This window comes from Pseudoalteromonas sp. MEBiC 03485 (assembly GCF_004195145.1).
In the GTDB taxonomy this organism is placed as follows: domain Bacteria; phylum Pseudomonadota; class Gammaproteobacteria; order Enterobacterales; family Alteromonadaceae; genus Pseudoalteromonas; species Pseudoalteromonas apostichopi.
The window spans coordinates 3567205-3591331 of sequence record NZ_SGBT01000001.1 but is presented as its reverse complement, the minus strand read 5'-3'; the positions used below and the strand labels follow the sequence as shown (position 1 = coordinate 3591331).

21 protein-coding genes are annotated in these 24127 nt (G+C 41.0%); 17 read left to right on the top strand and 4 right to left on the bottom strand.

Annotation, left to right across the window (positions count from 1 at the left end; all coding sequences use genetic code 11):
* Window positions 1-227: 227 nt before the first annotated feature.
* From rpoE to pdxJ, 10 genes are all read left to right on the top strand, one after another.
* Window positions 228-809 carry an RNA polymerase sigma factor RpoE gene (gene rpoE / locus EVU92_RS16525; protein ID WP_036969086.1) on the top strand — a complete coding sequence of 194 codons (582 nt, stop codon included), beginning with the start codon at window positions 228-230 and terminating at the stop codon, window positions 807-809.
* A gap of 1 nt (window position 810) precedes the next feature.
* Window positions 811-1437: an RseA family anti-sigma factor gene (locus EVU92_RS16520; protein ID WP_130052142.1), complete on the top strand. Its 627-nt coding sequence runs from the start codon at window positions 811-813 to the stop codon at window positions 1435-1437.
* Between the two features lie 4 nt (window positions 1438-1441).
* On the top strand, window positions 1442-2395 hold the full coding sequence (locus tag EVU92_RS16515) for a MucB/RseB C-terminal domain-containing protein (RefSeq protein ID WP_130052141.1): 954 nt from the start codon (window positions 1442-1444) through the stop codon (window positions 2393-2395).
* Between the two features lie 3 nt (window positions 2396-2398).
* Entirely contained in the window at window positions 2399-2848 is a 450-nt protein-coding gene (locus tag EVU92_RS16510; RefSeq protein WP_130052140.1) for a SoxR reducing system RseC family protein, read from the top strand.
* 70 nt (window positions 2849-2918) lie between these two features.
* Window positions 2919-4706: a translation elongation factor 4 gene (gene lepA / locus EVU92_RS16505; RefSeq protein ID WP_054554335.1), complete on the top strand. Its 1788-nt coding sequence runs from the start codon at window positions 2919-2921 to the stop codon at window positions 4704-4706.
* A 26-nt stretch (window positions 4707-4732) separates the two neighbouring features.
* Window positions 4733-5668, top strand: a complete 936-nt coding sequence (gene lepB, locus EVU92_RS16500) for a signal peptidase I (RefSeq protein ID WP_062566752.1) — start codon at window positions 4733-4735, stop codon at window positions 5666-5668.
* A 2-nt stretch (window positions 5669-5670) separates the two neighbouring features.
* Complete coding sequence (rnc, locus tag EVU92_RS16495) at window positions 5671-6348, top strand: ribonuclease III (protein ID WP_130052139.1); 678 nt, start codon at window positions 5671-5673, stop codon at window positions 6346-6348.
* Window positions 6338-7270 carry a GTPase Era gene (era, locus tag EVU92_RS16490; protein WP_130052138.1) on the top strand — a complete coding sequence of 311 codons (933 nt, stop codon included), beginning with the start codon at window positions 6338-6340 and terminating at the stop codon, window positions 7268-7270. The genes rnc and era overlap by 11 nt, the downstream gene beginning before the upstream one ends.
* Before the next feature lie 17 nt (window positions 7271-7287).
* Window positions 7288-7974 (top strand): DNA repair protein RecO, encoded by a 687-nt coding sequence (gene recO / locus EVU92_RS16485; protein ID WP_130052137.1) that lies wholly within the window; start codon window positions 7288-7290, stop codon window positions 7972-7974.
* 43 nt (window positions 7975-8017) lie between these two features.
* On the top strand, window positions 8018-8749 hold the full coding sequence (gene pdxJ, locus EVU92_RS16480) for a pyridoxine 5'-phosphate synthase (protein WP_130052136.1): 732 nt from the start codon (window positions 8018-8020) through the stop codon (window positions 8747-8749).
* 85 nt (window positions 8750-8834) lie between these two features.
* Here the strand turns inward: pdxJ and EVU92_RS16475 are convergent, their stop codons facing one another.
* Genes EVU92_RS16475 through barA form a run of 3 tightly spaced genes read right to left on the bottom strand, consistent with a single transcriptional unit; the run spans window position 8835 to window position 12454 of the window.
* Window positions 8835-9161: a hypothetical protein gene (locus EVU92_RS16475; RefSeq protein WP_130052135.1), complete on the bottom strand. Its 327-nt coding sequence runs from the start codon at window positions 9159-9161 to the stop codon at window positions 8835-8837.
* A 6-nt stretch (window positions 9162-9167) separates the two neighbouring features.
* Complete coding sequence (locus EVU92_RS16470) at window positions 9168-9650, bottom strand: energy transducer TonB (protein WP_130052134.1); 483 nt, start codon at window positions 9648-9650, stop codon at window positions 9168-9170.
* Between the two features lie 35 nt (window positions 9651-9685).
* Window positions 9686-12454, bottom strand: coding sequence for a two-component sensor histidine kinase BarA (gene barA / locus EVU92_RS16465; RefSeq protein ID WP_130052320.1), 2769 nt, complete (start codon window positions 12452-12454; stop codon window positions 9686-9688).
* An 80-nt stretch (window positions 12455-12534) separates the two neighbouring features.
* On the opposite strand from barA, the gene rlmD reads away from it, so the two are divergent.
* The 5 genes from rlmD to eno all read left to right on the top strand — a co-directional run bounded on the left by rlmD (window position 12535) and on the right by eno (window position 20017).
* The gene (gene rlmD / locus EVU92_RS16460; RefSeq protein ID WP_130052133.1) at window positions 12535-13860 is read left to right on the top strand and encodes a 23S rRNA (uracil(1939)-C(5))-methyltransferase RlmD; all 1326 of its coding nucleotides are present in this window, start codon (window positions 12535-12537) and stop codon (window positions 13858-13860) included.
* A 7-nt stretch (window positions 13861-13867) separates the two neighbouring features.
* A complete protein-coding gene (gene relA, locus EVU92_RS16455) occupies window positions 13868-16027 on the top strand; it encodes a GTP diphosphokinase (RefSeq protein ID WP_130052132.1) in 2160 nt (719 codons plus the stop codon).
* Window positions 16027-16827, top strand: coding sequence for a nucleoside triphosphate pyrophosphohydrolase (gene mazG / locus EVU92_RS16450; protein WP_130052131.1), 801 nt, complete (start codon window positions 16027-16029; stop codon window positions 16825-16827). The genes relA and mazG overlap by 1 nt, the downstream gene beginning before the upstream one ends.
* A 157-nt stretch (window positions 16828-16984) precedes the next feature.
* Entirely contained in the window at window positions 16985-18619 is a 1635-nt protein-coding gene (locus EVU92_RS16445) for a CTP synthase (RefSeq protein WP_054562242.1), read from the top strand.
* Window positions 18620-18718: 99 nt separating this feature from the next.
* The gene (gene eno / locus EVU92_RS16440; RefSeq protein WP_062566760.1) at window positions 18719-20017 is read left to right on the top strand and encodes a phosphopyruvate hydratase; all 1299 of its coding nucleotides are present in this window, start codon (window positions 18719-18721) and stop codon (window positions 20015-20017) included.
* Between the two features lie 58 nt (window positions 20018-20075).
* Here eno and mutH read toward each other — a convergent pair whose 3' ends face one another.
* Window positions 20076-20747 (bottom strand): DNA mismatch repair endonuclease MutH, encoded by a 672-nt coding sequence (gene mutH, locus EVU92_RS16435; protein ID WP_130052319.1) that lies wholly within the window; start codon window positions 20745-20747, stop codon window positions 20076-20078.
* Window positions 20748-21287: 540 nt separating this feature from the next.
* On the opposite strand from mutH, the gene rppH reads away from it, so the two are divergent.
* Complete coding sequence (gene rppH, locus EVU92_RS16430) at window positions 21288-21806, top strand: RNA pyrophosphohydrolase (RefSeq protein WP_054554350.1); 519 nt, start codon at window positions 21288-21290, stop codon at window positions 21804-21806.
* 33 nt (window positions 21807-21839) lie between these two features.
* Complete coding sequence (gene ptsP, locus EVU92_RS16425) at window positions 21840-24116, top strand: phosphoenolpyruvate--protein phosphotransferase (RefSeq protein WP_130052130.1); 2277 nt, start codon at window positions 21840-21842, stop codon at window positions 24114-24116.
* Window positions 24117-24127 lie beyond the last annotated feature (11 nt).

Here is a 24127-nt window from a genome sequence, read left to right as displayed (position 1 = left end):
GTTAACTGTTTTGAATTGTGAATTTAATATAGATAACCGTTGATTTTTAGGCAGTTATTAGGATTTCCGTGTAATAAGATTGGTATGACTCAATTTATTTGCGTGCTATTTTATAAAAAAATCATTTTAAACTGAACTTTTATATTCATGGTGCAGTCAGAGTTTGTGTAAACAATGGCGAGTATATGAATAGCAAGCAAGAATCAAACAGAGGAGTACCGGCTCGAATGAGCGAGCAGGATTTGGATTTAGCGCTAGTTAAAAGGGTCCAGCAAGGAGATAAAAACGCCTTCAACCTATTAGTTAGAAAATATCAGAATAAAATTGCAGGTTTGATTTCACGTTATGTATCAAACCAAGGTGATGTTGCTGATGTCGCACAAGAAGCCTTTATTAAAGCCTACCGTGCATTGCCTAACTTTAGAGGGGATAGCGCCTTTTATACTTGGTTATACCGTATCGCCGTAAATTGTGCTAAAAATTACTTAGTTGCTCAGGGCCGTAAGCCCCCAGCTAACGATGTTGATGCCGAAGAGGCAGAGTTTTATGACAGTGCTGATGCTATGCGTTCAAACGCATCGCCAGAAAACCTGTTATTAAGTGACGAAGTACGTGCTGTAATTTTTAATACGATTGATAGTTTGCCTGAAGATCTTAAAACCGCGATTACCCTTCGTGAAATTGAAGGTATGAGCTATGAAGAAATAGCCGTGGTTATGGATTGTCCTGTGGGAACGGTACGTTCACGTATTTTCCGTGCCCGTGAGGCGATTGATAATAAATTGAATCCATTAATAGGTGAGTCTTAGTATGACAAAAGCAGACGTTAACAAGTTGGATAATGAGCAGTTATCCGCGTTACTTGACGGCGAGCAGCAATTAACTGATCAAGCGATCACAAACGACGATGTGTCTACATTTGGTCGTTACGCAATGATTGGTGATGTAATGCGTGCTGAGGCAAATAATAACGCTTTTAACTTTGACATTGCAGATGCAGTGGCTGAAGCACTTGAGCAAGAACCTGTATACGCTGATTTCGCGAATAAAACAACGGTACCAAAAAGCGAAGAAATCGTGGCGGCAACAGGCACAGATAACGTAGTAGCATTTAATTGGCGTCGTCCATTTGCCCAAGTGGCAATTGCTGCCAGTGTTGCTATGTTTGCGATTGTGGGCGTACAAACTTTGCCACAAAACACCGAAGTACCACAAAATGACATTCCAACCTTACAAACAGTACCGTTAACCGGTATGGCTTCTCCGGTAAGCTACTCATCTGAGCAACCTGCGTTAGAGAATGCTCAGCAAGGTTTACGTGAATTACAACAGCAACGTATTGGTGCATTAGTTCTTGAACATCAACGTCAAGCGCGTGTTGCATATTCTCTAGAAGAATCGCAAACTGCAGAAAATGCAGAAGAGGAAAAAAACTAATTAAATGAAAGTTTTTACTTTTATTTTGTCGCTGGTATTAACGGCCCCTGCCATTGCTAGCGACGAAAATCCCGCCAAAACATTATTACATGATATGGCTACGGCCGTTCATACTCGCAATTTTGATGCATCGTTTGTAGTTGTAAAAGGCCAAGCGATGGAACCGTATCGATGGTTACATGCAAAACAAAATGATATCGAACTTGAGCATTTAAGTTTGCTTAACGGTGCTGGTCTTGAAATGGTGCGTGTTGATGATCAAGTTACTTATTTTGAACCGCATTCTGAGCCTTATTCAGTCAAAACAGACTCTATAGCTGGCCCTATTCCCGAAGTGCTTTTTAAAGACATCGATAGACTAAGTGCTCATTATGACTTTGTTCTTGGCGGAAAAGGTCGTATTGCTGGTCGTTCTGCACAGTTAGTGCGCATCGAATCTAAAGATGAATATAAATATAACTATTGGATCTGGCTTGATACAGAGTCTTCGTTGTTACTTAAATCAGCCTATGTAAATCACAAAGGTGAGATGCTAGAGCAATTACAACTAACTCATATTAGCGTTACAGAGCAACCTGCGCCGATGTTAGTTGAAATGCAAAACCGTGAGTTTCCTGCTGTGCTTTCAACGAATGATATTGCCAGTGATAGCGACGGCGCAGCGAATGATTGGAAAATTGGCTGGCTCCCTGATGGCTTTAAGCTGTTAAAATCAGACCGTCATAAACTCGACTTAAACAATGAACTTGCTGACTATTATTTATATTCAGATGGGTTTGTTGAAGTATCTGTTTTTATTCAAAGACCCTTACCCGGTAAACGTGCAAGTGGTGCTTTAACATCAGGTGCGACGACGGTCTATGTTCACAATGGTGGTAGCTTTGATGTATCGGTTGTTGGTAATATCCCAGCTATGACAGCCAAAGCTATAGCAGAGTCGGTAGCGCGACCTCTTTAAATTATGATTGAACAAACACTCTCTGTCGTGTCAGTTAAAGGCACGACAGCGAATTTAGAAGCAGAGCAAAAGCAAGCTTGCGCAGGCTGTAATGGTCGCTGCGGTTCGCAGGTCTTTGCTAAGCTGTTCGGAACAGCAAAAAAAACCTTTCCGTATACATTCGAAAAAGAGCTACAGGTAGGGCAAAAAGTAACCTTGGCAATCGATGATAGCCACTTGGTCAAACATGCAATGGCTGTTTATATGCTACCACTTTTGTTTAGTTTAGGGTTTGCTTTAATCGCATTTGCGGCTTTTTCGCTTGCTGAAGGCTGGCAAATTTTAGCAGCCGTCATTGGTGGCTTAACGGGCTATGTGATAGCTAAATCAAGGGTTAAGAGCCTAAAGCATGATATTAAAGTAATAAAAATTCACCCAATTGCTATTCCTTTCACTCAAATAGATGGTGATTAAAGCCAATTAAATGTAAAATTGCCGCTTTATACACTTAGTCCATTTTATATAGAAGTTTAGAATCCAGTTTATGAAGCATATCCGTAATTTTTCGATCATCGCCCATATTGACCATGGTAAATCGACTCTCTCTGACCGTCTTATCCAAGTTTGTGGTGGTTTAACAGACCGTGAAATGCAGCAGCAGGTGTTAGATTCAATGGACATTGAGCGTGAGCGTGGTATTACCATCAAAGCGCAAAGTGTAACGCTAAATTATAAAGCTAAAGACGGCGAAACATACCAGTTAAACTTTATCGACACGCCAGGACACGTTGACTTCACATACGAAGTATCACGCTCACTTGCAGCCTGTGAAGGTGCACTTTTAGTTGTTGATGCGGGTCAAGGTGTAGAAGCACAAACCTTAGCTAACTGCTACACAGCAATTGAAATGGACTTAGAAGTTATTCCAGTTCTAAATAAGATCGACTTACCACAAGCTGATCCACTTCGTGTAGCAGAAGAAATTGAAGACATCATTGGTATCGATGCCCTAGATGCTGTGCAATGTAGTGCTAAAACAGGTATTGGTATTGAAGAAGTACTCGAAATCATTGTTAAAGATATCCCGCCACCAGAAGGCGACAAAGATAAGCCACTACAAGCGCTTATCATTGACTCATGGTTTGACCCATACCAAGGTGTTGTATCATTAGTACGTATTAAACACGGTGAATTACGCTCAGGCGATAAAATTAAGATCATGTCGAATGATCAAGTTCATATCGCAGATAAAGTAGGTATTTTTACACCAAAGCAAACTAACACGGGCATCTTGAAAACCGGTGAAGTTGGCTTCGTAATTGCGGGTATTAAAGAAATTCATGGTGCACCAGTAGGTGATACTATTACTTTACAGCGTAACTCAGCTCCAGAGCGCTTACCAGGCTTCCAGCGTATTAAACCACAGGTTTACGCAGGTATGTTCCCAATTTCATCTGATGACTATGAATCATTCCGTGATGCGCTTGATAAACTGAGTTTGAACGATGCTTCGTTATTCTTCGAGCCAGAAAACTCAACAGCACTAGGCTTTGGTTTCCGATGTGGCTTCTTAGGTATGCTTCACATGGAAATCATCCAAGAGCGTCTTGAGCGTGAATACGACATTGATCTTATTACAACTGCACCAACAGTAATTTACGAAGTAGAGACTAAAGACGGAACTAAACAGATAGATAACCCGTCTGACTTACCGCCGGTGAATAATATTCTTGAAATCCGTGAGCCAATTGTTGAAGCTAACATATTAGTACCGCAAGAATTTTTAGGTAACGTAATTACGCTTTGTGTTGAAAAGCGTGGTATGCAAACTAAAATGAGCTACCATGGTAAGCAAGTTGCGGTGACGTACGAATTACCGATGGCTGAAGTAGTAATGGACTTCTTCGATAAGTTAAAATCAACAAGCCGTGGTTTTGCATCACTTGATTATAACTTTAAACATTTCCAAGCTTCAGACATGGTACGTGTTGACGTATTGATTAATGGTGAGCGTGTTGATGCGTTAGCTATTATTGTACACCGCGATATTGCACAATCACGTGGTCGTCAGTTAGCTGAAGCACTGAAAGACTTAATTCCACGTCAGCAGTTTGATATTGCGATTCAAGCAGCGATTGGGCAGCATGTTATTGCGCGTACAACAGTTAAGCAATTACGTAAAAACGTAATCGCGAAATGTTACGGTGGTGACGTAAGTCGTAAGAAAAAACTGCTACAAAAACAAAAAGAAGGTAAAAAGCGAATGAAGCAACTAGGTAACGTTGAAGTACCTCAAGATGCATTCTTAGCTATCCTTAAAGTTGGTAAATAATTAGAAGTAAATAAAGGAATTAATGCATGGCGGGTTACTTTTCTATTTTCTTAGTGTTGTTAACGCTAGGCTCAGGATTAATTTGGTTAATTGACCACTTTATGTTTGCGCCAAAGCGTCAGCAACGCATTGCCCTTGCTCAAAACGCGGCAGGTGGTGAGTTAGACGAAGAAACTGCTGCATTAATTGCGCCTGAGCCAAGTATCACTGAAACGGCTAAATCAATTTTTCCAATGATTGCGGCAATTACTATTTTCCGCTCTTTCATTTTTGAACCGTTTCAAATTCCATCGGGCTCAATGATGCCAACCTTATTGGTGGGTGACTTCATTTTGGTACAGAAGTACTCATATGGCATCAAAGATCCAATTTGGCGTAGTCAGTTAGTTGACGTTGATGAACCTGAACGTGGTGATATTGTGGTATTTAAATACCCATTAGATGAGCGTGTGGATTACATTAAACGTACGATTGGTTTACCAGGCGATAAAATTGTATATCGCAATAAGCACCTTTATATTCAGCCGAAATGCGCCGAAGGTGTGACTCAGCAAGGTGATTTGCTGTGTAATGAATACAACAAAATTGATATGGAAATCCTCAATAGTGACGAGTTCAAGCAGGGTTCTATGAATTTAGTGCGTTTAGAAGAAAACCTAAGCACAGTAAATCATAATATTTTGATTAACCCGCAAGCTCCTGAAATGAAAGGCCGTTATTATCAACAACCAGGTACACGCTCAGACGAGTGGGTTGTTCCTGCCGATCATTATTTCATGATGGGTGATAACCGTGATAATAGCCAAGATAGTCGCTTTTGGGGCTTTGTACCTAAAGAAAACTTGGTAGGTAAAGCCGTCTTTATATGGATGAGTTTTGAATTTGAAAATGGCCCAGATGACTTTTTACCAGGCTGGGTTCCAACTGGTGTTCGCTTTGAACGCCTAGGTAATATTCAGTAACGATGAAAAAAAACGTAACAGAGTTATACAACAGAATAGGTTATACATTTACTGATCAAGCTTTGCTTGAGCAGGCAATGACGCACCGTAGTCATAAAGGCCAACATAACGAGCGCTTAGAGTTTCTTGGCGACTCAATTTTGAGCTTTGTGATTGCAAATGCGCTATATACTAAATTTCCAAAAGCACGCGAAGGTGATTTAAGCCGTATGCGTTCGACCTTAGTTCGTGGTCAAACATTAGCTGAATTCGGCCTTGAATTTGGCTTAGGCGATTACTTACGCTTAGGTCCAGGTGAGCTTAAAAGCGGTGGTTTTCGCCGTGAATCAACCCTAGCTGATGCCGTTGAGGCGATTATTGGGGCAGTGTTCTTAGACTCAAACATTGAACAATGTGGTGAGTTAATTTTAAGCTGGTACGAGTCGCGTCTTGACGCAATTTCGCCGGGCTTAAATCAAAAAGATCCTAAAACATTACTTCAAGAATACTTACAAGCGCGCAAATTATCGTTACCTGGCTACACTGTAATAGATACAAAAGGCCAAGCGCACAATCAAACATTCACGGTTGAATGTATTGTTGAAGGGATGGATAGCATTATCTCAGTAGGTAGCTCTCGTCGTAAAGCTGAGCAAAAAGCCGCTGAAAAAGCCTTAAAGATACTTAAAAATGAATCTTGATGATTTAATTAGCAAAGAACCTGCAGAGCTAGACACGCACTGCGGGATGGTTGCCATTGTTGGCCGCCCAAATGTAGGTAAATCAACCTTACTTAACTATATTGTTGAGCAGAAGGTGTCGATTACTTCTCGTAAGCCACAAACTACACGTCACCGTATCATGGGTATTCATACCGAAGGTAAATACCAAGCTGTTTATGTGGATACACCTGGCTTACACGTTGAAGAAAAACGCGCTATTAACCGATTAATGAATCGTGCTGCATCAAGCTCAATTGGCGATGTAGAACTTATAATCTTTGTGGTTGAAGGCACACACTGGAATGAAGATGATGAGATGGTGCTAAACAAAGTACGTCAAAGTGGTCGTCCAGTGTTATTAGTTATGAATAAAATTGACCAAGTTAAAGACCGTGATTTAGTGCTTCCGCACATGCAGTTTTTGGGTGGTAAATTTGATTTTGTGGCTATTATTCCAGTCTCTGCAAAGCAGGGTAAAAATATTGATTTAATCAAAGATGAAGTGAAAAAGCGTTTACCGCTTTGTGAGTTTTACTTTCCTGAAGACTACGTAACAGACCGTTCAATGCGCTTTATGGCGGCAGAAGTTATTCGTGAAAAGCTGATGCGTTTTATGGGTGATGAGCTTCCATATTCAGTCACCGTTGAAATCGAGCAGTTTAAATGGCTAGAAAACGGTGTTTGGCAAATTAATGGCTTGATCCTTGTTGAGCGTGAAACGCAAAAACGCATGGTGATCGGCAATAAAGGCGAAAAGTTGAAAGTGATTGGCCGTGAAGCTCGTAAAGACCTTGAAGACATGCTGGATAACAAAGTCTTTTTAGAACTTTGGGTAAAAGTGAAGTCTGGCTGGGCTGACGATGAGCGTGCGCTACGTAGCCTTGGCTATGGTGAAGACTAAGTAAAGTCTTACACGCCATGGACAGCGAATTCTACACAGCATACTTGCTGCACCGACGTCCTTTTAGTGACTCGCAAGTAATGCTTGATATGCTGGTAGAAGGCGTAGGTCAGCTGAGAATGCTGGCGCGCATTAGTGGTCGCCAGGCCACTAAACATAAAGCACAACTACAACCTTTTCAATCTCTGCTCGTGCAATACAGCGGTAAGTCAGATTTAAAATACATCAATCGTTTTGAGCCCCATGGCGGGCAGACCGTACTGTCGGGTACTCAACTCTATTGCGGTTTTTATTTGAACGAATTAACCAACCGTATCGTACCTATCAATGAGCCGATGGAAAGTGTTTATCATCTTTATAAGAAGCATCTCGACGAATTATCAACGACTAAAAACCTACAAGCTGTACTACGCTCTTATGAGTTTCAACTGTTAGAGATGCTTGGATATGGCGTAGATTTTAGTGTTGATGCTGAAGGTGATGTAATTAACGATGCAGCAAATTATCAGTACTTTGCTGAATACGGTTTCTTGCTGCATGACGACCCCCATAGTGGCTTTTCAGGTAAGCAATTAAATGCTATAGCAGCTCATGACTTTAGCGCCCCTGATGTGTTATATATGGCAAAGCAATTAAGTCGATACTTACTCAAGCCTTTACTTGGCAAAAAGCCATTAAAAAGCCGTGAGTTATTTATTAAGTAGGCTGATGAGCAGCCTTGAATCGTTGTTTTAAACAGGTAAAAAAATGAAAGATATTCTTCTTGGTGTAAACGTTGATCACATTGCCACTTTACGCCAAGCGCGTGGCACGAGTTACCCAGATCCTGCGCATGCCGCAGCTGTTGCAGAGCATGCTGGTGCAGATGGTATCACCATCCATTTGCGGGAAGACCGTCGTCATATTCAAGACCGTGACGTATATGTGATGGCAAAAACGATTCAAACACGTATGAATCTTGAAATTGCAGTCACTGATGAAATGATCGGCATCGCCCTTGAAGTAAAACCTGCTTATGTTTGTTTAGTGCCTGAAAAACGTGAAGAGCTAACTACTGAGGGTGGTCTTGACGTTGTGGGTAATTTTGAAAAGGTAAAAGCAGCAACAGAAAAACTGACAGCTGCGGGAATTAAGGTTTCGTTATTTATTGATGCTGACAATGCACAACTTGACGCTGCAAAAGCTTGTAATGCACCATACGTTGAAATTCACACAGGTGCTTATGCCGATGCAGAGAATGACGAAGAACTTCACACAGAACTTGAACGTATTCGTAATGGCGTACAATATGCCGATAGCTTGGGTTTAATTGTTAATGCAGGTCATGGTCTTCATTATCACAATGTAAAACCAATTGCTGCAATGCCAGAAATTTACGAATTAAACATTGGTCATGCGATTATTGCGCGTGCAGCGATTGATGGCTTAGAAAAAGCAGTAAGCGATATGAAGCGCCTGATGATTGAAGCGCGTTTGTAAACATACGCTTTAATCTGTCAGCCCTTTATTGGCGCTGGCAAGTTTTGAATCGAGAGCGCGATGGATGCGATATCCACCGCGCTTTTTATTTACTTAAGTAAACTATCAATTGTGCAAGCAATGAAGCTAGCCAAGGTGAAAGGCAAAGTAGGGCGACTAAATACTGATGTTTTTTCTTAAAATTTTTTAAAACACCATCATCTATTGCCGACAATTCGCCTTTCTTGATTGAATGAAACACAATTGAGTTAGGTTTTACTTTCATTAAGCGGGCTTGGCTTTCGTATGTTTGCCACTGCTCTGTGTAATTGGTTTTTACGTAATTATTAGCTTCAATACTTAGTTTTTTATAGCGGAGAAAAAACCAAGTGAGTGAAATAGCACTAAAGACGATAAGTAAGATAAAGTACAAAGCAAGTTACCTCGTATATTTAACAACGCGTGTACCCGTAGAATAAATAATATCGTTACTAGGGCATGAATAGTTAGGCTTGAGTGCTTTGCAAGATTGCTCAGGTGTATCAAAACAAAAATCAAAGCGGGTTTGGGTTTTCACAGCTTTATCAGTAATATTTTTCGCAAGCTCATTCCAATGCCAATTAGTGATAACATCTTTTGCCGCACTGGCAAATACAGGGTTTGTAGAGGCTATTACTCGAATATCTTCAATCTCATTTTTTGGCGTAATGACATACTCAATGGTCGCGCAGCCTTCTGCTGCTTGGAGCACCGCTTTTTTCGGATATCTGGCAGGAAAACGCTCAAGTTGCTGCCATTTTGTTGCTTTTAATTCATCATAGCTAACAGCTAAATCCGCATACTCTAGTTCCATTGGTTTATTTGTAGTTGAAGTACAGCCAAACACAAGTAAACAGCCAGCTAGAATTAGATAGTTTTTCATTAATATACTCCTTTATATCTTTTTTTGAGTGCTTTTTATCGTTGCGGCTCAACCATACCTGCATCACTTAACAAATTATTTAGCTCATCAATCAGCTCAAACAATTCAGGTTCAATGTAATTTAAATCGCAATCGCTTTTTAGTGATGTTTCGAGTGTTTCGGCAAGTGATTTTAGTTTTGGTACGCCGGTGTAACAACACGCGCCATGGAATTTGTGCACTATGCTAAGTACATGTTCACAATCTTCTTTTTCTATAGCTTCATTAAGTAGGCGTAAGGTTTCAGGTACACTGAGTAACAACATGTTGAGCATTTCTAGTGCTAACTCTTCTTTACCGCCAGCGCGTTGTAGCGCTAATTGCCAATCAAGGCGGGCACTTTCAAATGGAGGTTCTGAGTCAACTGTGGCAGCTTTGCTTCGTTCGCGATTAATCGGCGATTGTGGGCTATGATCGCTAATTATTTGTTTTAGCATATCTTCATCAATAGGCTTAGTTAAGTAACCTTTAAAACCATCTTTAAGCAGCTGTTCTTTTTCACCCGCTAATGCGTGAGCAGTAACTGCAATGATTGGCGTATCTTCATTGAGAGATGACTCGCGGATAAGTTTACATGCGGTAATACCATCCATAATTGGCATTTGGATGTCCATGAAGATCAAGTCATACTTATGGCTTTTACTTAGACTGTAGGCTTGTGAGCCGTTGTGTGCCGTATCAATTAGCTCAATCTGTTCTTCAAGTAAGGTGCAAATAAGCTTTAGGTTGGCATCATTATCGTCTACAACTAGTACTTTTAGAGGTAATAACTTTTCAGTGCCTTGTTCAATGTTATGCACTGGATGGTCAAGACGATAAGGAGCAGCAAGTACTTCACATAATTTACGATGGTTAAGTGGTTTGCTTAAGCAAGCATCTGCGCCACTACCCACAAAGGCTTCGCGCATATTGTGCGAGACCGTATTGAGCATAATATATAAATAATCAGTGACTGGGCGCACTGCTTTTACATAACTCTTAAGTTGCTGCATATCGTCAATTGTGGCGGTATGACCAATGATACAAATATCGTAACTGAAGTCTTTATTGATCTCATTTAAGAAGCTTTCTTCATCTATACAAGCGGTAACGCGAGTTTGCCATTCATGTAAAAGCGATAAGGTTGCTTGATGTGTATGCTCATGAGGCTCAAGGTAAAGAATACGTTTATTAATCAATGATTGGGTCGGTAAGTCACTAGTAATTGAGTTACTTGGCGTTCTGAATACGGCATTGAATGTAAAGCAGGTGCCATTACCAGGTGCAGAGTTCAGGGTAATACGACCATTCATCGCTTCAACAATGTGTTTGGTGATGATTAAACCAAGACCTGTGCCACCAAATTTACGGGTGATACTTGAGTCTGCTTGGCCAAATGGTGTAAACAAGGCATCTTGTTTATCCATTGGGATGCCCACACCAGTATCGGTGACAGACACTAAAATAGAGGCGCGCTCTTCATCTAATAAGCGGTAGCCAACATCAACCTTGATTGAGCCTTTTTCAGTAAATTTAACGGCATTACTTATAAGATTTATCAAAATTTGTTTAAAGCGGGTCGGGTCGCCAGTTAGATTGTCAGGTACTTGTGGATGGATAAATATCGATAGCTCAAGTTGTTTTTCGTGTGCACTTGGTGCTAACAAGGTCATAACTTCATTAATATTGTCACGGAGCTGGAATTGCATTGACTCAAGCTCCATGGCACCGGCTTCTAATTTAGAAAAGTCTAAAATGTCACTGATAATCGTTAATAAGCTATTTGCAGATAGCTCAATAGTATCGAGGTAATCTTTTTGATGCTTATTAAGCGGGGTTTTATAAAGCTGACGCGTAAAGCCAATTACACCATTTAAAGGCGTACGTAATTCGTGACTCATTTTGGCTAAAAAGTCTGATTTAACACGGTTAGCGTCTTGCGCGTCTTTTTTGGCAATACTTAACTGAATATTCTGAGTTTCGTATTGTTCTAAGGTCTCGCGGTAATCAGAGGTTGCCTGATCAATATGCTTTTGCATCTCATCACGTTGCACTACCATGGTTTCTGAAATGGTATTTAAGCCTGTGCGTAATAACTCAAACTCACCAAACATTTTTTTATCAAGACCTGTATCTACTTTCCCTTCAATTAATTTGTCGGTAGCTAGTACTAACTTATTAAGTGGTTGAATAAACATGCGGGTCAACCTAAATGCTAATACGCTCGCAAGTACTAGTGCTATGAGTATCACCACGCCACTGACCAGTAAGGCGCGTTGCTGGCCGATAATGGCTTGTTGTTTATTAAGCATGATCACCACATTACCTAGTGATGCTTGATAGCTATTATGATTCCAAATCGTGTCTTGACGGCTATGATTAATAATGGCGGTAGAAAATGTTAGATAGTGATCAGAGTTGTGTACTTGAATCCCATCCATACTGTTAACATTGCTTTTAACAATTTCTTTGAATTCACTTTGATATTTACTAAAAATCACTAACTCATTGTTTTCATCGAAAATTGCAATTGATTGGATCGCAGGGGAGTGTTTGTTATGAGTATGGCTAACTAAGCGGGTTAGTAAGGCTTTATCACGCTTTAGTAATGGTTGTTCAACAGCAATGGCTAAGGGCTCAATAATAGTAACGCCCTGCTGATATAAAATTTCATCGAGCTCAATGTAACGATTTATTGTAAAATAACCGCCCAGCAACAAGCCTATGATCACAGTCGGTATAAGTGTAAGTATTAAGACTGAGTCACGTAAGCCAAATTTAGTCATAAAGAATGTTGTTATCATTATTATCGTTGTTTAAGAGTATATACTTAATCCCGCTTTATCAATAATTAAGGTGTTGCCCAATGGCACAGATTTTCAAAGCCAAAAAGAAATCCGTTTCGCAAAAAATGCTAACCCTCAATGTCACTGCTATGGACCATCAAGGACGAGGCGTTGCTAAGCAGGGAAGTAAAGTCTGTTTTGTTAATGGTGCTTTGCCGGGTGAAGAAGTAAAAGCGTTATTGATTGAAGATAAGGCACGCTTTGCCAGTGCTGATTGTAAAAAAGTACTATCAGCCTCAGCGCATAGGGTTACTCCTTTTTGTCAGCATTATCAGATTTGTGGTGGTTGTCAGTTACAGCACCTTAATGCAGAACAACAATTGGTTGAAAAGCAAGCTGCGGTTAGTCAGCTGTTTAGCAAGTTTGCCAAAGTTGATGACTTAAATTGGCAAGCACCTCTGCTTAGTGAAGAGCGCCATTACCGTCGCTCTGCGCGTATTGCTGTAATGCATGACAAAGCCGCAAAGAAAATGCGCGTAGGGTATCGAGCTCAAGGGTCTAAACAATTGGTGAGCATTGAAAGCTGTGATGTGCTGAGTAGTACTTTTAAAGACGTTTTTTCAGTTTTTGATGTTCTTATCAACAGCCATTCAGGTCTTAGTAGTATTAGTCACCTACAATTATGTGAAGCTGATAATGCGGCCTTTGTGGTTATTAGGCATACCAAAGCTATTAATGCAGAGTTAAAAGCCATTGTCGTAGCGGCGTGTGATGAATATAGCTGGCGTGTTGTGTGGCAATCACACAGTGGTGAAATTGATCACAGTGACCATCCAATGCCGTACTACCAGATACCAGCTTATGATTTACGCTTTGAATTTGGCCTTGAAAACTTTATTCAAGTTAACCCCCAAGTGAACCAAGCTATGCTTCATCAAGCAAAACAGTGGCTTGATTTACAAGGTCATGAGCAGGTATTAGATTTATTTTGTGGTATTGGCAACTTTTCATTATTGATTGCAAAGTATGCTAAATATGTTATTGGTGTTGAAGGGGTCGATTCTGCGGTTGCATTAGCAAAACAAAATGCGCAAACTAACTCATTGTCGAATACCGATTTTTATTGTTTTGATTTAACAAAATCAATGCAATCAGCTGCTTGGTTTAGTGCCGAACTTGATGTGTTAGTGCTTGATCCATCACGTACTGGCGCAATGGCAATTTTAGAGCAGTTACCACTTACTCAGTTTAAAACGATTTTATACGTCTCTTGTGATCCTGTTACTTTAGCCCGTGACAGTGCACTTATTTTACAAGCAGGCTTTAGCATTGAAAAAATTGGGCTTATGAATATGTTCCCGCATACTGGGCATATTGAAACGATGGCGTTATTTCACAGGAGGTAAAGCGCACATGGTAGCCACTAGACAGTCACATCAGCTTACAAAGCCGAGTGATTTTGCCAGCCGTATCGAGCTGTTAGCGCTAACAGAAGACAAACATACCTTATTAGAGCAAGCTCACCAATTGTGTCTGCATTGCGATGATGCAAAACGTGAAAACACAGCCATTGAAATGGTAGAGATTTTAGCCGAGCTAAATTTAGATGCAGATTCACTTGCCACGGCTTTTTTAACACCTTATTTCCTAGCCGAAAAAATCTCGATTGAAACTGTGACCGACAAGCTTGGTGATCACGTTGCGTTATTACTAACAGGTGTAAGCCAAATGGCTACCATCAGCACCTTAGCCCATCAAGGCAAGGGCACTGTTCAAATTGATAATATCCGCCGTATGCTGCTAGCCATGGTTGAAGATGTGCGTGCCGTAGTGATAAAACTCGCTGAACAAGTATGCCATTTGCGTGAGGTTAAAGACGCCAGTGAAGAAGAGCGTGTAATTGCCGCTAAAGAAACACGTGACATTTTTGCACCCCTTGCTAACCGCTTAGGAATAGGTCAGCTTAAATGGGAACTTGAAGATCTTTCGTTTCGTTACCTGCACCCCGATACCTATAAAAATATCGCAAAACAGCTCGATGATAAGCGACTTGCTCGTGAAGCCTATATGGAAAATATGGTTGCTTTAGTAAAAGCACGCTTGGCCGAAGCGGGTATTGAGGGTGAAGTGTATGGCCGCCCGAAGCATATCTACAGTATCTACAAAAAAATGGCGCAGAAGAATTACGAATTCGATCAGCTGTTTGATATTCGTGCTATGCGCATTGTGGTGGAACGCCTACAAGATTGTTACGCAGCATTAGGTATCGTGCATACCAATTGGCGGCATTTAAATAAAGAATTTGATGATTACATCGCAACACCTAAACAAAACGGCTATCAGTCAATTCATACAGTGGTATTTGGCCCTGAAGGTAAAACCGTTGAAATCCAAATTCGTACTAGCGAAATGCATCAAGATGCTGAGTTAGGTGTTGCTGCGCATTGGATGTATAAAGAAGGTGCATTGCCAGGACGTGGTTCTGGCTATGAGCAAAAAATTAGTTGGTTACGTAAGTTACTACAATGGCAAGAAGAAGTAGTTGATGGTAGTGACTTAGCTGAAGAGCTCAAAAATCAAGTAGTTGAAGACCGAGTTTATGTGTTTACACCAAAAGGTGACATTTTCGATTTACCACTGGGTGCGACGCCACTTGATTTTGCTTATTACATTCACTCAAACGTTGGTCACCGTTGTATTGGTGCAAAAGTGTTTGGCAAAATCGTGCCCTTTACTCATCAGCTCAGTACTGGTGATCAGGTTGAAATTTTAACCCAAAAGCAACCTAACCCAAGTCGTGATTGGTTGAACCCATCGCTAGGTTATATTAAGTCATCGCGAGCACGCTCTAAAATCCATCATTGGTTTAAACAGCTTGATCGCGATAAAAACTTGAGCGCCGGTAAAGAAATATTAGAGAACGAGCTGCAAAAACTAGACTTAACAACCAAAGACCTTGCGCCAGCAATTGAGCGATTCAATCTTAAAGGCATTGATGACCTGATGGTTGCGGTAGGCGCAGGTGATGTTCGCTTAAACCAATTATTAAACTTTATTAGTGACCGTGATGATGACGAACCACAAATTAAGTTTAAAAAACCAAAAAGTGTCACAGGTGATAAAAACGGCATTGTTGTTGATGGGGTAGGTAGCTTAATGAGCCATGTTGCTAAATGCTGCCGACCTGTGCCGGGCGATGAAATCATTGGCTATATTACTCAAGGCCGTGGGATTGCAGTTCACCGTGAGGATTGTGATTCGTTTGAAAAACTTCGTGATAAACATCCTGAGCGGGTGATATCAGTAAGTTGGTCAGACGATGTAAATGGCTCTTACTCACTAACTATTAAAGTAGAAGCCACAGATCGCTCAGGCCTTATTAGAGATATCAGCTCTGTCCTTGCAAACGAAAAGGTGAATGTGCTTAACATGAATGTCAACACCGTTGAAGATAAGCAGCTTGCGCTGTTTTCAATGCAGGTTGAAGTACATGACTTATCGAGTACTAACCGATTATTGTCTAAGTTACACCAAATCGAAGGTGTACATGATGCAAAGCGTGGTCATTCGTAATGAGTGATAAACATGCCATTGAGCAGTCGTTATCAATTATGGCCAAACTACGGGACCCAGAATCTGGGTGCCCGTGGGATCTAAAACAAGACTTTAAATCGATAGTGCCGCATACCCTTGAAGAAGCTTACGAAGTAGCAGACTGCATTGAAAAAGGTGAACTCACTGAGCTTAAAAGTGAGCTTGGCGATTTACTTTTTCAAATCATCTTTTATGCCCAACTTGCTAAAGAGCAGGGCTTATTTGATTTTGCAGATGTGGCAAATATACTAAACGATAAATTAATTCGTCGGCATCCGCATGTCTTTGCAAAGCAAGGTGAGCTGTCGGACGCAGAGCTTTCGGCGCAGTGGCAGGCTATTAAAGCGCAAGAACGAGCAGAAAAATCTACTTCACCTCAAATGAGTCTTTGGCAGGATATTCCTGATGCGATGCCAGGTCTTTCAAAAGCTAAGAAAATTCAACAGCGCGTAGCAAGCCTAGGTTTTGATTGGCCAAGTTATCATGGGGCCCTCGATAAAGTCGCTGAAGAAGTCGACGAAGTAAAAGAAGCGCTGGCTCATGACCCTTATTCAGAACACAGTGCAGAAGAGCTTGGCGATTTACTGTTTGCAACGGTAAATGTAGCCCGTCATATTAAACGCGATCCTGAGCAATTATTACGAAGTGCCAATGCTAAATTCGCGTCACGCTTTGAAAAAGTGGCTGCCTACTTAGATGAACGTGGTCAAAGTTTAGAAACGGCCAGTCTCGAAGAAATGGACAACGCATGGGAAGCCATTAAAAAGCAGGCCAAGTGAGCCTGTTTTGATACAGCTTGGGTACAGTGTAACCAAGCTCGTTTTTTGTGCACTTATTTGCTAATTTTATCTGGATTGATAGCAGCCCCTTTGCTATAATTTCGCCCCGTCTTGATTCTATATTATTCCTTTTAATTCCTGATATTCTAGGGTTCGCATGAGTACAAAATTTATCTTCGTAACTGGCGGGGTTGTTTCTTCGTTGGGTAAGGGTATTGCAGCAGCGTCATTAGCCGCTATTTTAGAAGCACGTGGTCTTAACGTGACTATTTTAAAGCTGGATCCTTACATTAACGTTGACCCAGGCACTATGAGCCCAATTCAGCACGGTGAAGTATTTGTAACTGAAGACGGTGCAGAGACTGACCTTGACTTAGGTCACTATGAGCGTTTCATCCGTACCAAAATGACTAGCCGCAACAACTTCACACAAGGTCGTGTTTATGAAGATGTATTACGACGTGAGCGTCGTGGTGAGTACCTTGGTGCAACAATTCAGGTTATTCCACACATCACAAACGACATTAAGCAACGTGTATATGACGGTGCTGAAGGTCGCGATGTAGCAATCGTTGAAATTGGCGGTACAGTTGGTGACATCGAGTCACAACCATTCTTAGAAGCAATTCGTCAGCTTGGCACTGAAATTGGCCGTGAGCGCGCATTGTTTATCCACCTAACGCTAGTGCCATTCTTAGGCCCTGCAGGTGAAGTTAAAACTAAGCCAACACAACATTCAGTAAAAGAATTACGTTCGATTGGTATCCAACCAGATATCTTAATCTGTCGTTCTGATCGTAAACTTCCAAATAACGAGCGCGCGAAGATCGCACTTTTCACTAATGTTGAAGAGAAAGCTGTTATTTCATTACCAGACGTAGAAAGCATCTATAAGATCCCTGCGTTACTTAAATCACAAGAACTAGATAACTTCGTATGTCGTCGTTTCTACCTTGAGTGCCCAGAAGCAGATTTATCTGAGTGGGAACAAGTGTTATATCAAGAGTCTAACCCAACGGGTGAAGTGACGATTGGTATGGTTGGTAAGTACATCGAACTACCAGATGCTTATAAATCAGTAAACGAAGCATTAAAGCACGCAGGTCTGAAAAACCGTCTAACCGTGAACATCGAATATGTTGATTCACAAGACTTAGAAAGCAAAGGTACAGAGTTACTCTCTCACCTTGATGCTATCTTAGTACCAGGCGGCTTCGGTGGCCGTGGTGTTGAAGGTAAGATTTTAGCGGCTAAATATGCACGTGAAAACAAAGTTCCTTACTTAGGCATTTGTTTAGGTATGCAAGTAGCGCTTATTGAATATGCGCGTAACGTTGCAGGCCTTGAAGATGCAAACTCAACTGAGTTTAACGCAAAATCAGCACATCCAGTTGTTGGTTTAATCACTGAATGGCAAGATGCTGACGGTAACGTTGAAATCCGTGATGAGCAATCTGATCTAGGTGGTACTATGCGTTTAGGTGCTCAGAAATGTCACTTAACACCTGGCTCTAAAGTAAGTGAAGTATACGGTAGTGACGAAATTGTTGAACGTCACCGTCACCGTTACGAAGTGAATAACCACTTTGTAGAGCAGCTTGAAAAAGCAGGCTTAAGTTTCACAGGCTTATCTGAAGATAAGAAACTAGTCGAAATTATCGAGAATAAAGATCACCCTTGGTTCATTGCCGCGCAATTCCACCCGGAATTCACGTCAACACCACGTGATGGTCACCCGCTATTTGAAGGGTTTGTTGCAGCAGCACACACTCACCAAAAAGCGTCATCGTAATTTAAGTAGGCCGTGCTATATGCACGGCTTATTTGTTTTAAAAGCCAGCAGCAATAAAGCTGGCACTAACTCACCATTTTCGGGAAAAGAGGAATCAAGATGTCAGAAATCGTAAAAGTGATTGGTCGCGAAATCATGGACTCGCGTGGTAACCCAACTGTTGAAGCTGATGTACATTTAGCTGATGGTTCATGGGGCCGTGCTGCAGCACCATCTGGTGCATCAACAGGTACTCGCGAAGCGCTTGAATTACGTGATGGTGATAAAGCACGCTACCTAGGTAAAGGTGTTTTAAAAGCAGTAGGCTATATCAATAACGAAATCGCTGAAGCTCTTAAAGGTCAAAACGCAGTTGATCAAAAAGCTGTTGACCAAGTTATGCTTGACTTAGATGGTACTGAAAACAAAGAGAAACTAGGTGCGAATGCTATCTTAGCTGTGTCTTTAGCAACAGCTAAAGCGGCTGCAAACTCAAAAGGCGTAGAGCTTTATGAGCACATTGCAGATCTAAACGGCACACCAGGTGTTTACTCAATGCCATTACCTATGATGAACATCATCAATGGTGGTGAGCACGCTGATAACTCTGTAGATATTCAAGAGTTCATGATCCAGCCAGTTGGCGCGACAAACTTCCGTGAAGCGTTACGTATGGGCGCTGAAGTATTCCACAGCTTAGCAAAAGTACTTAAAGCTGAAGGTCACTCTACATCAGTAGGTGATGAAGGTGGTTTTGCTCCTAACCTTGAATCAAACGAAGCGGCACTTGCTGCAATCAAGGTAGCTGTTGCAAATGCAGGTTATGAGCTTGGTAAAGATATCACTCTAGCTCTAGACTGTGCGGCATCAGAGTTCTACGACAAAGAAGCAAATATCTACGACCTTAAAGGTGAAGGTAAAAAATTCACTTCTGAAGAATTCAACCACTTCCTTAAGGGCCTTACTGAGCAATACCCAATTGTTTCAATTGAAGACGGCTTAGACGAGTCTGATTGGGATGGTTTCGCACACCAAACACAACTAATTGGCGACAAAGTACAATTAGTAGGTGACGATCTGTTCGTAACTAACACGAAGATCTTAAAGCGTGGTATTGATAACGGTATTGCTAACTCAATCCTTATCAAGTTCAACCAAATCGGTTCATTAACTGAAACGCTTGCAGCTATTAAAATGGCTAAAGATGCTGGCTTCACAGCTGTTATCTCTCACCGTTCAGGTGAAACAGAAGATGCAACAATTGCTGATTTAGCAGTGGGTACTGCGGCAGGTCAAATCAAAACGGGTTCATTAAGCCGTTCTGACCGTATTGCTAAGTACAACCAATTACTTCGCATTGAAGAAGTATTAGGTGAGAAAGCACCTTACAATGGTCTTAAAGAAGTTAAAGGTCAGTAATCAGCCTTAACTATTTAGACTTTAAAAGCCTCCTTCGGGAGGTTTTTTTATATTTTAATTAAAGCTGAAATTGCTGTTTTAGGATCTCGCCGGTGAAGCTGGTTTTTAGATAAAAACCGCGAGGCAAGGTTTGTATTATTTGACCATTAGGGCCAATTGCATCAGTCAGCGCTTTGCTATTGGCTGCTTTTGGCCTTATTTGCATAACATCGCCTAAGTGGCCCGAAATCTCATCCACTCGACCTAGAGCTATTAGCTCCATTTGTTCTTCCCAATCACGTTGTAAGAGTGCGTCTTGCTCGGCCGTTGGCTGCCACAAGAAGCCGCTGCCTATGGTGCGGTGAAAAGGTAGAATTTCGCGTTCGCCTAAAATAGGTAACCATAAAACATGATTCAACTTTTTACGAACCGTACTTTGCTGCCATTTCATCCCAGTTACATTCAGTAGTGGTGTTACAGAAACAAACGTCGTTTCGAGTGGTTTGCCTTTAAATGAAATGGGCAGAGTTTTTAACTCAATTCCTAATTCTTCAAAATCAGGCGTTGGCTTTGAGCCTGCAGTTGCGCCAAGCACATATTCGATAAGTTGCCCGGTCCAGCCTTTTTCACGTAGCAAGTCTTCAGGTGTTTTAAAATGATATTGCTCGGCTAATTGCCCTAAAGTAAGGCCTGCTATAGCATCAACACGTTGCATTAATTCATTTATAGAAGCGGGTTTTATCGGTCGCATAAGGCGTTTATTTGATTGTCTAATTAACCGGATCATGATAGCAAATGTGCGCCTTAGTGGATATCTTTGTGTTTGAGTGTTTTTTGCGCACGTTAAGTGTGAGCTAAAAATAACCAATTAATTTTTTGGATATCCAGGTCTAAGTATATGATATTTAATTTAATTATTGTTTTTGTGTGTTGTTTCTATTTCATTAATTAGTCAGTTGTTTGTATAAATACAGATATATAAACATGTTTATCCACAGTTTCTGTGGAGAAAGTGGATATTTTAACTGTGGATTGTGGATTTGTTTGCAATTTAGGCATGGTTTACAAAAGTTATGCACAAGCTGTGGGTAAGGTGATAAAAATGCGGTTGTAAATAGTTATTTTAATCAAATAGGGTATTTTTATAATAATTACATCGTAACGCCTTGATTAAACATGTTTGTTAAAAAATAAATTTTCAATCTAATTTAGGCTTAGGTGTAAAGTGTTTGCTGTATCGCAGGTTATGTGGAACAATCAATAAAAATCGACTTACAAATGAGGCACTAAGGTGATTGATGCCGAAGGTTTTCGTGCCAATGTCGGAATTGTAATTTGCAATAATCAGGGACAAGTATTTTGGGCTCGTCGCTATGGTCAACACTCTTGGCAATTTCCCCAAGGTGGTGTTGATGACGGTGAAACAGCAGAGCAAACCATGTACAGAGAATTACACGAAGAAGTGGGCTTGCTTCCTGAAGACGTTGAGATCGTCGCAAGTTCTAAACATTGGTTACGCTATAAATTACCCAAGCGTTTAATTCGCAGAGACTCAAGTCCTGTGTGTATTGGGCAAAAACAAAAATGGTTTTTACTGAAACTTCGTTGTAAAGATGAAGATGTAAATTTACTTAAAACTCATCACCCTGAATTTGATGATTGGCGATGGGTGAGTTATTGGTATCCGGTTAGGCAAGTTGTTTCGTTTAAGCGCGATGTATATCGTAGAGTAATGAAAGAGTTTGCCCCGTTTGCAATGCCGTTTAATAAACGAGAGCAACACAAAGATCATTGGCGACATAAACGATAAGGGTAACCTTATTTAAATTAAAGGAGCAGCATCATGTTAGCCACGCTCAGATCAATTGCTGAGGCAGTGTCGCAACAGGCGGACTTAACTAGTGCGCTAGCGTGTTTTGTGCAAATGGTAAAAGATGCCATGCAAACACAGTGCTGCTCGATTTATTTTGCAGATTATAGTCAAGACAATTTTGTACTGATGGCAACTCAAGGCTTAAACCCTGATGCGGTCGGTAAATTTCGTATAGGCTTTACTGAAGGTCTTGTAGGTCTCGTTGCGCAGCGCGAAGAGCCTATCAATATTGCTTTTGCAAAGTCTCATCCACGTTTCAAACTCTCACCCGAAGTTAATGAAGAAGGCTACAACGCGTTTTTGTCAGTACCAGTGGTGCACCAGAAAAAGGTTTTGGGTGTTATCGTTGTTCAGCAGAAGCTGGCGCGAGTATTTAGCCCTGATGAAGAATCGTTTTTAATTACTTTATCGGCGCAGCTTGCCTCTCAGTTAGCCCATGCAGAAATAAAAGAGCTGTTACGGGTAGATGAGTTTTCTCATCAAACTTCTGTTTTAAAAGGTGTTTCTGGTGCTCCCGGTATAGCAATCGGCGAAGCTTTTGTAGTAATTCCAAAGCTAGACTTTACTTCTATTGAGTTGCAAAAAGATGAAGACATCACCACTCAACGTAAGTTATTTACTCAAGCGGTTGCTGCCACTAGAAATGAGTTTAGCACTTTATCAATGACCCTCAGTGATTCGATACCGCAAGAAGCCCTTGCTGTGTTTGATGTTTACCAACAGTTACTGGATGCAAAAAGCTTAGGGCAAAATGTAGAAGCGCAGCTTCAGCAGGGCTGGAGCGCTAAAAGTGCACTTAAAATAGTCATCGAAAAACTGATTTCACAGTTTAATGCTATGCAAGACCCATACATCAAAGAGCGTGCAGTTGATGTTAAAGATATTGGATTGAGGGTTTTGCATCACTTAGTCAATACAGAGCATGCAGCAAAGCCTTATCCTAAAGAGACTATTTTAATTGCCAGTACACTCACACCAGCCATGCTCGCAGAAGTGCCAAAAGGTCATTTAGCTGGGGTGGTGAGTGTCAATGGAGCTGCAAACAGTCATGCATCAATTTTAACGCGTGCAATGGGGATCCCTGCAATATGGGGTATAGAAGATTTACCTTTACTGCAATTTGAAGGTAAACCAATGATTCTAGACGCTTATGCAGGGCGTTTATATATTTCACCTTCGCAAGTGTTACATCAAGAATATAGCCAACTTAAATACCAAGAAACGCTATTGAATGATCGCTTTTTTGCAGAGCAAAGTTTAGATGCTGTTACATGTGATGGCGAACATATAAGCTTGTTAGTTAATGCTGGACTTGAGTTAAATATAGAGCATGACAATAAACCTTTCTGTGATGGCGTTGGACTTTATCGTACTGAAGCTTGGTTTATGCAAAAAGGTCAGTTTCCTTCACAGTCAGAACAAGAAAATTGGTATCGTGAAGTGCTTACTAGTTATCACCCCAATCCAGTGGTGATGCGTACACTCGATATTGGTGGCGATAAAGTTTTAGATTACTTCAATATAACCGAAGAAAATCCATTTTTAGGTTGGCGTGGTATTCGCGTGACCTTAGACCACCCTGAGCTATTTTTAGATCAACTCAAGGCGATGCTTAAAGCCAATATTGGTTTAGGTAATCTAAAAATTATGCTGCCGATGATCAGTGGCTCAGAAGAAGTGGATGAATCATTAAAACTGCTCGAACAAGCCTATTTTGAACTAAGTGAGCAATATCCTGAGCAGGCAATTGAACGACCAGAAATCGGTGTAATGTTGGAAGTTCCTTCGAGCGTATTTATGCTTGAAGAGTGGTCGCAAAAAGTCGATTTTTGTTCTGTGGGTAGTAACGATTTAACTCAGTATATGCTTGCAGTTGACCGGTCAAATGCGCGTGTTGCAGAGCTGTTTAATCCTTATCACCCAAGTGTACTTCGGGTGCTGTTAAAAATTGCCCAAGAGTGTCAGCAGCATGAGCTGCCATTTAGTTTATGTGGTGAGTTAGGCGGCGACCCAGAAGGTGCATTACTGCTTATTGCTATGGGTTATCGAAGCTTGAGTATGAACTATTCTTCGATTAGTAAAATTAAGTTTGTGCTTAGACGTTTAAATGTTAGCGATATGGAAAAGTTACTTGCCGAGTGTTTATTACAACCCACTGCAAAACATGTACTTAGGTTAACGCGTAACTTTATGATTGAACATCAGCTCGGTGAGCTATTTTACACCCCAAGCCAAGGTCAATCATGAGGGAAAATTGT

Bases quoted from the DNA above. Each gene is read 5' to 3' on its own strand.
- eno (WP_062566760.1), top strand. From the start codon at position 18,719: ATGTCAGAAATCGTAAAAGTGATTGGTCGCGAAATCATGGACTCGCGT.
- rlmD (WP_130052133.1), top strand. From the start codon at position 12,535: ATGGCACAGATTTTCAAAGCCAAAAAGAAATCCGTTTCGCAAAAAATG.
- ptsP (WP_130052130.1), top strand. From the start codon at position 21,840: ATGTTAGCCACGCTCAGATCAATTGCTGAGGCAGTGTCGCAACAGGCG.
- pdxJ (WP_130052136.1), top strand. From the start codon at position 8,018: ATGAAAGATATTCTTCTTGGTGTAAACGTTGATCACATTGCCACTTTA.
- EVU92_RS16510 (WP_130052140.1), top strand. From the start codon at position 2,399: ATGATTGAACAAACACTCTCTGTCGTGTCAGTTAAAGGCACGACAGCG.
- recO (WP_130052137.1), top strand. From the start codon at position 7,288: ATGGACAGCGAATTCTACACAGCATACTTGCTGCACCGACGTCCTTTT.
- lepA (WP_054554335.1), top strand. From the start codon at position 2,919: ATGAAGCATATCCGTAATTTTTCGATCATCGCCCATATTGACCATGGT.
- rpoE (WP_036969086.1), top strand. From the start codon at position 228: ATGAGCGAGCAGGATTTGGATTTAGCGCTAGTTAAAAGGGTCCAGCAA.
- mazG (WP_130052131.1), top strand. From the start codon at position 16,027: ATGAGTGATAAACATGCCATTGAGCAGTCGTTATCAATTATGGCCAAA.
- relA (WP_130052132.1), top strand. From the start codon at position 13,868: ATGGTAGCCACTAGACAGTCACATCAGCTTACAAAGCCGAGTGATTTT.
- EVU92_RS16515 (WP_130052141.1), top strand. From the start codon at position 1,442: ATGAAAGTTTTTACTTTTATTTTGTCGCTGGTATTAACGGCCCCTGCC.
- EVU92_RS16445 (WP_054562242.1), top strand. From the start codon at position 16,985: ATGAGTACAAAATTTATCTTCGTAACTGGCGGGGTTGTTTCTTCGTTG.
- era (WP_130052138.1), top strand. From the start codon at position 6,338: ATGAATCTTGATGATTTAATTAGCAAAGAACCTGCAGAGCTAGACACG.
- barA (WP_130052320.1), bottom strand. From the start codon at position 12,454: ATGACTAAATTTGGCTTACGTGACTCAGTCTTAATACTTACACTTATA.
- rnc (WP_130052139.1), top strand. From the start codon at position 5,671: ATGAAAAAAAACGTAACAGAGTTATACAACAGAATAGGTTATACATTT.
- EVU92_RS16520 (WP_130052142.1), top strand. From the start codon at position 811: ATGACAAAAGCAGACGTTAACAAGTTGGATAATGAGCAGTTATCCGCG.
- mutH (WP_130052319.1), bottom strand. From the start codon at position 20,747: ATGCGACCGATAAAACCCGCTTCTATAAATGAATTAATGCAACGTGTT.
- lepB (WP_062566752.1), top strand. From the start codon at position 4,733: ATGGCGGGTTACTTTTCTATTTTCTTAGTGTTGTTAACGCTAGGCTCA.
- EVU92_RS16470 (WP_130052134.1), bottom strand. From the start codon at position 9,650: ATGAAAAACTATCTAATTCTAGCTGGCTGTTTACTTGTGTTTGGCTGT.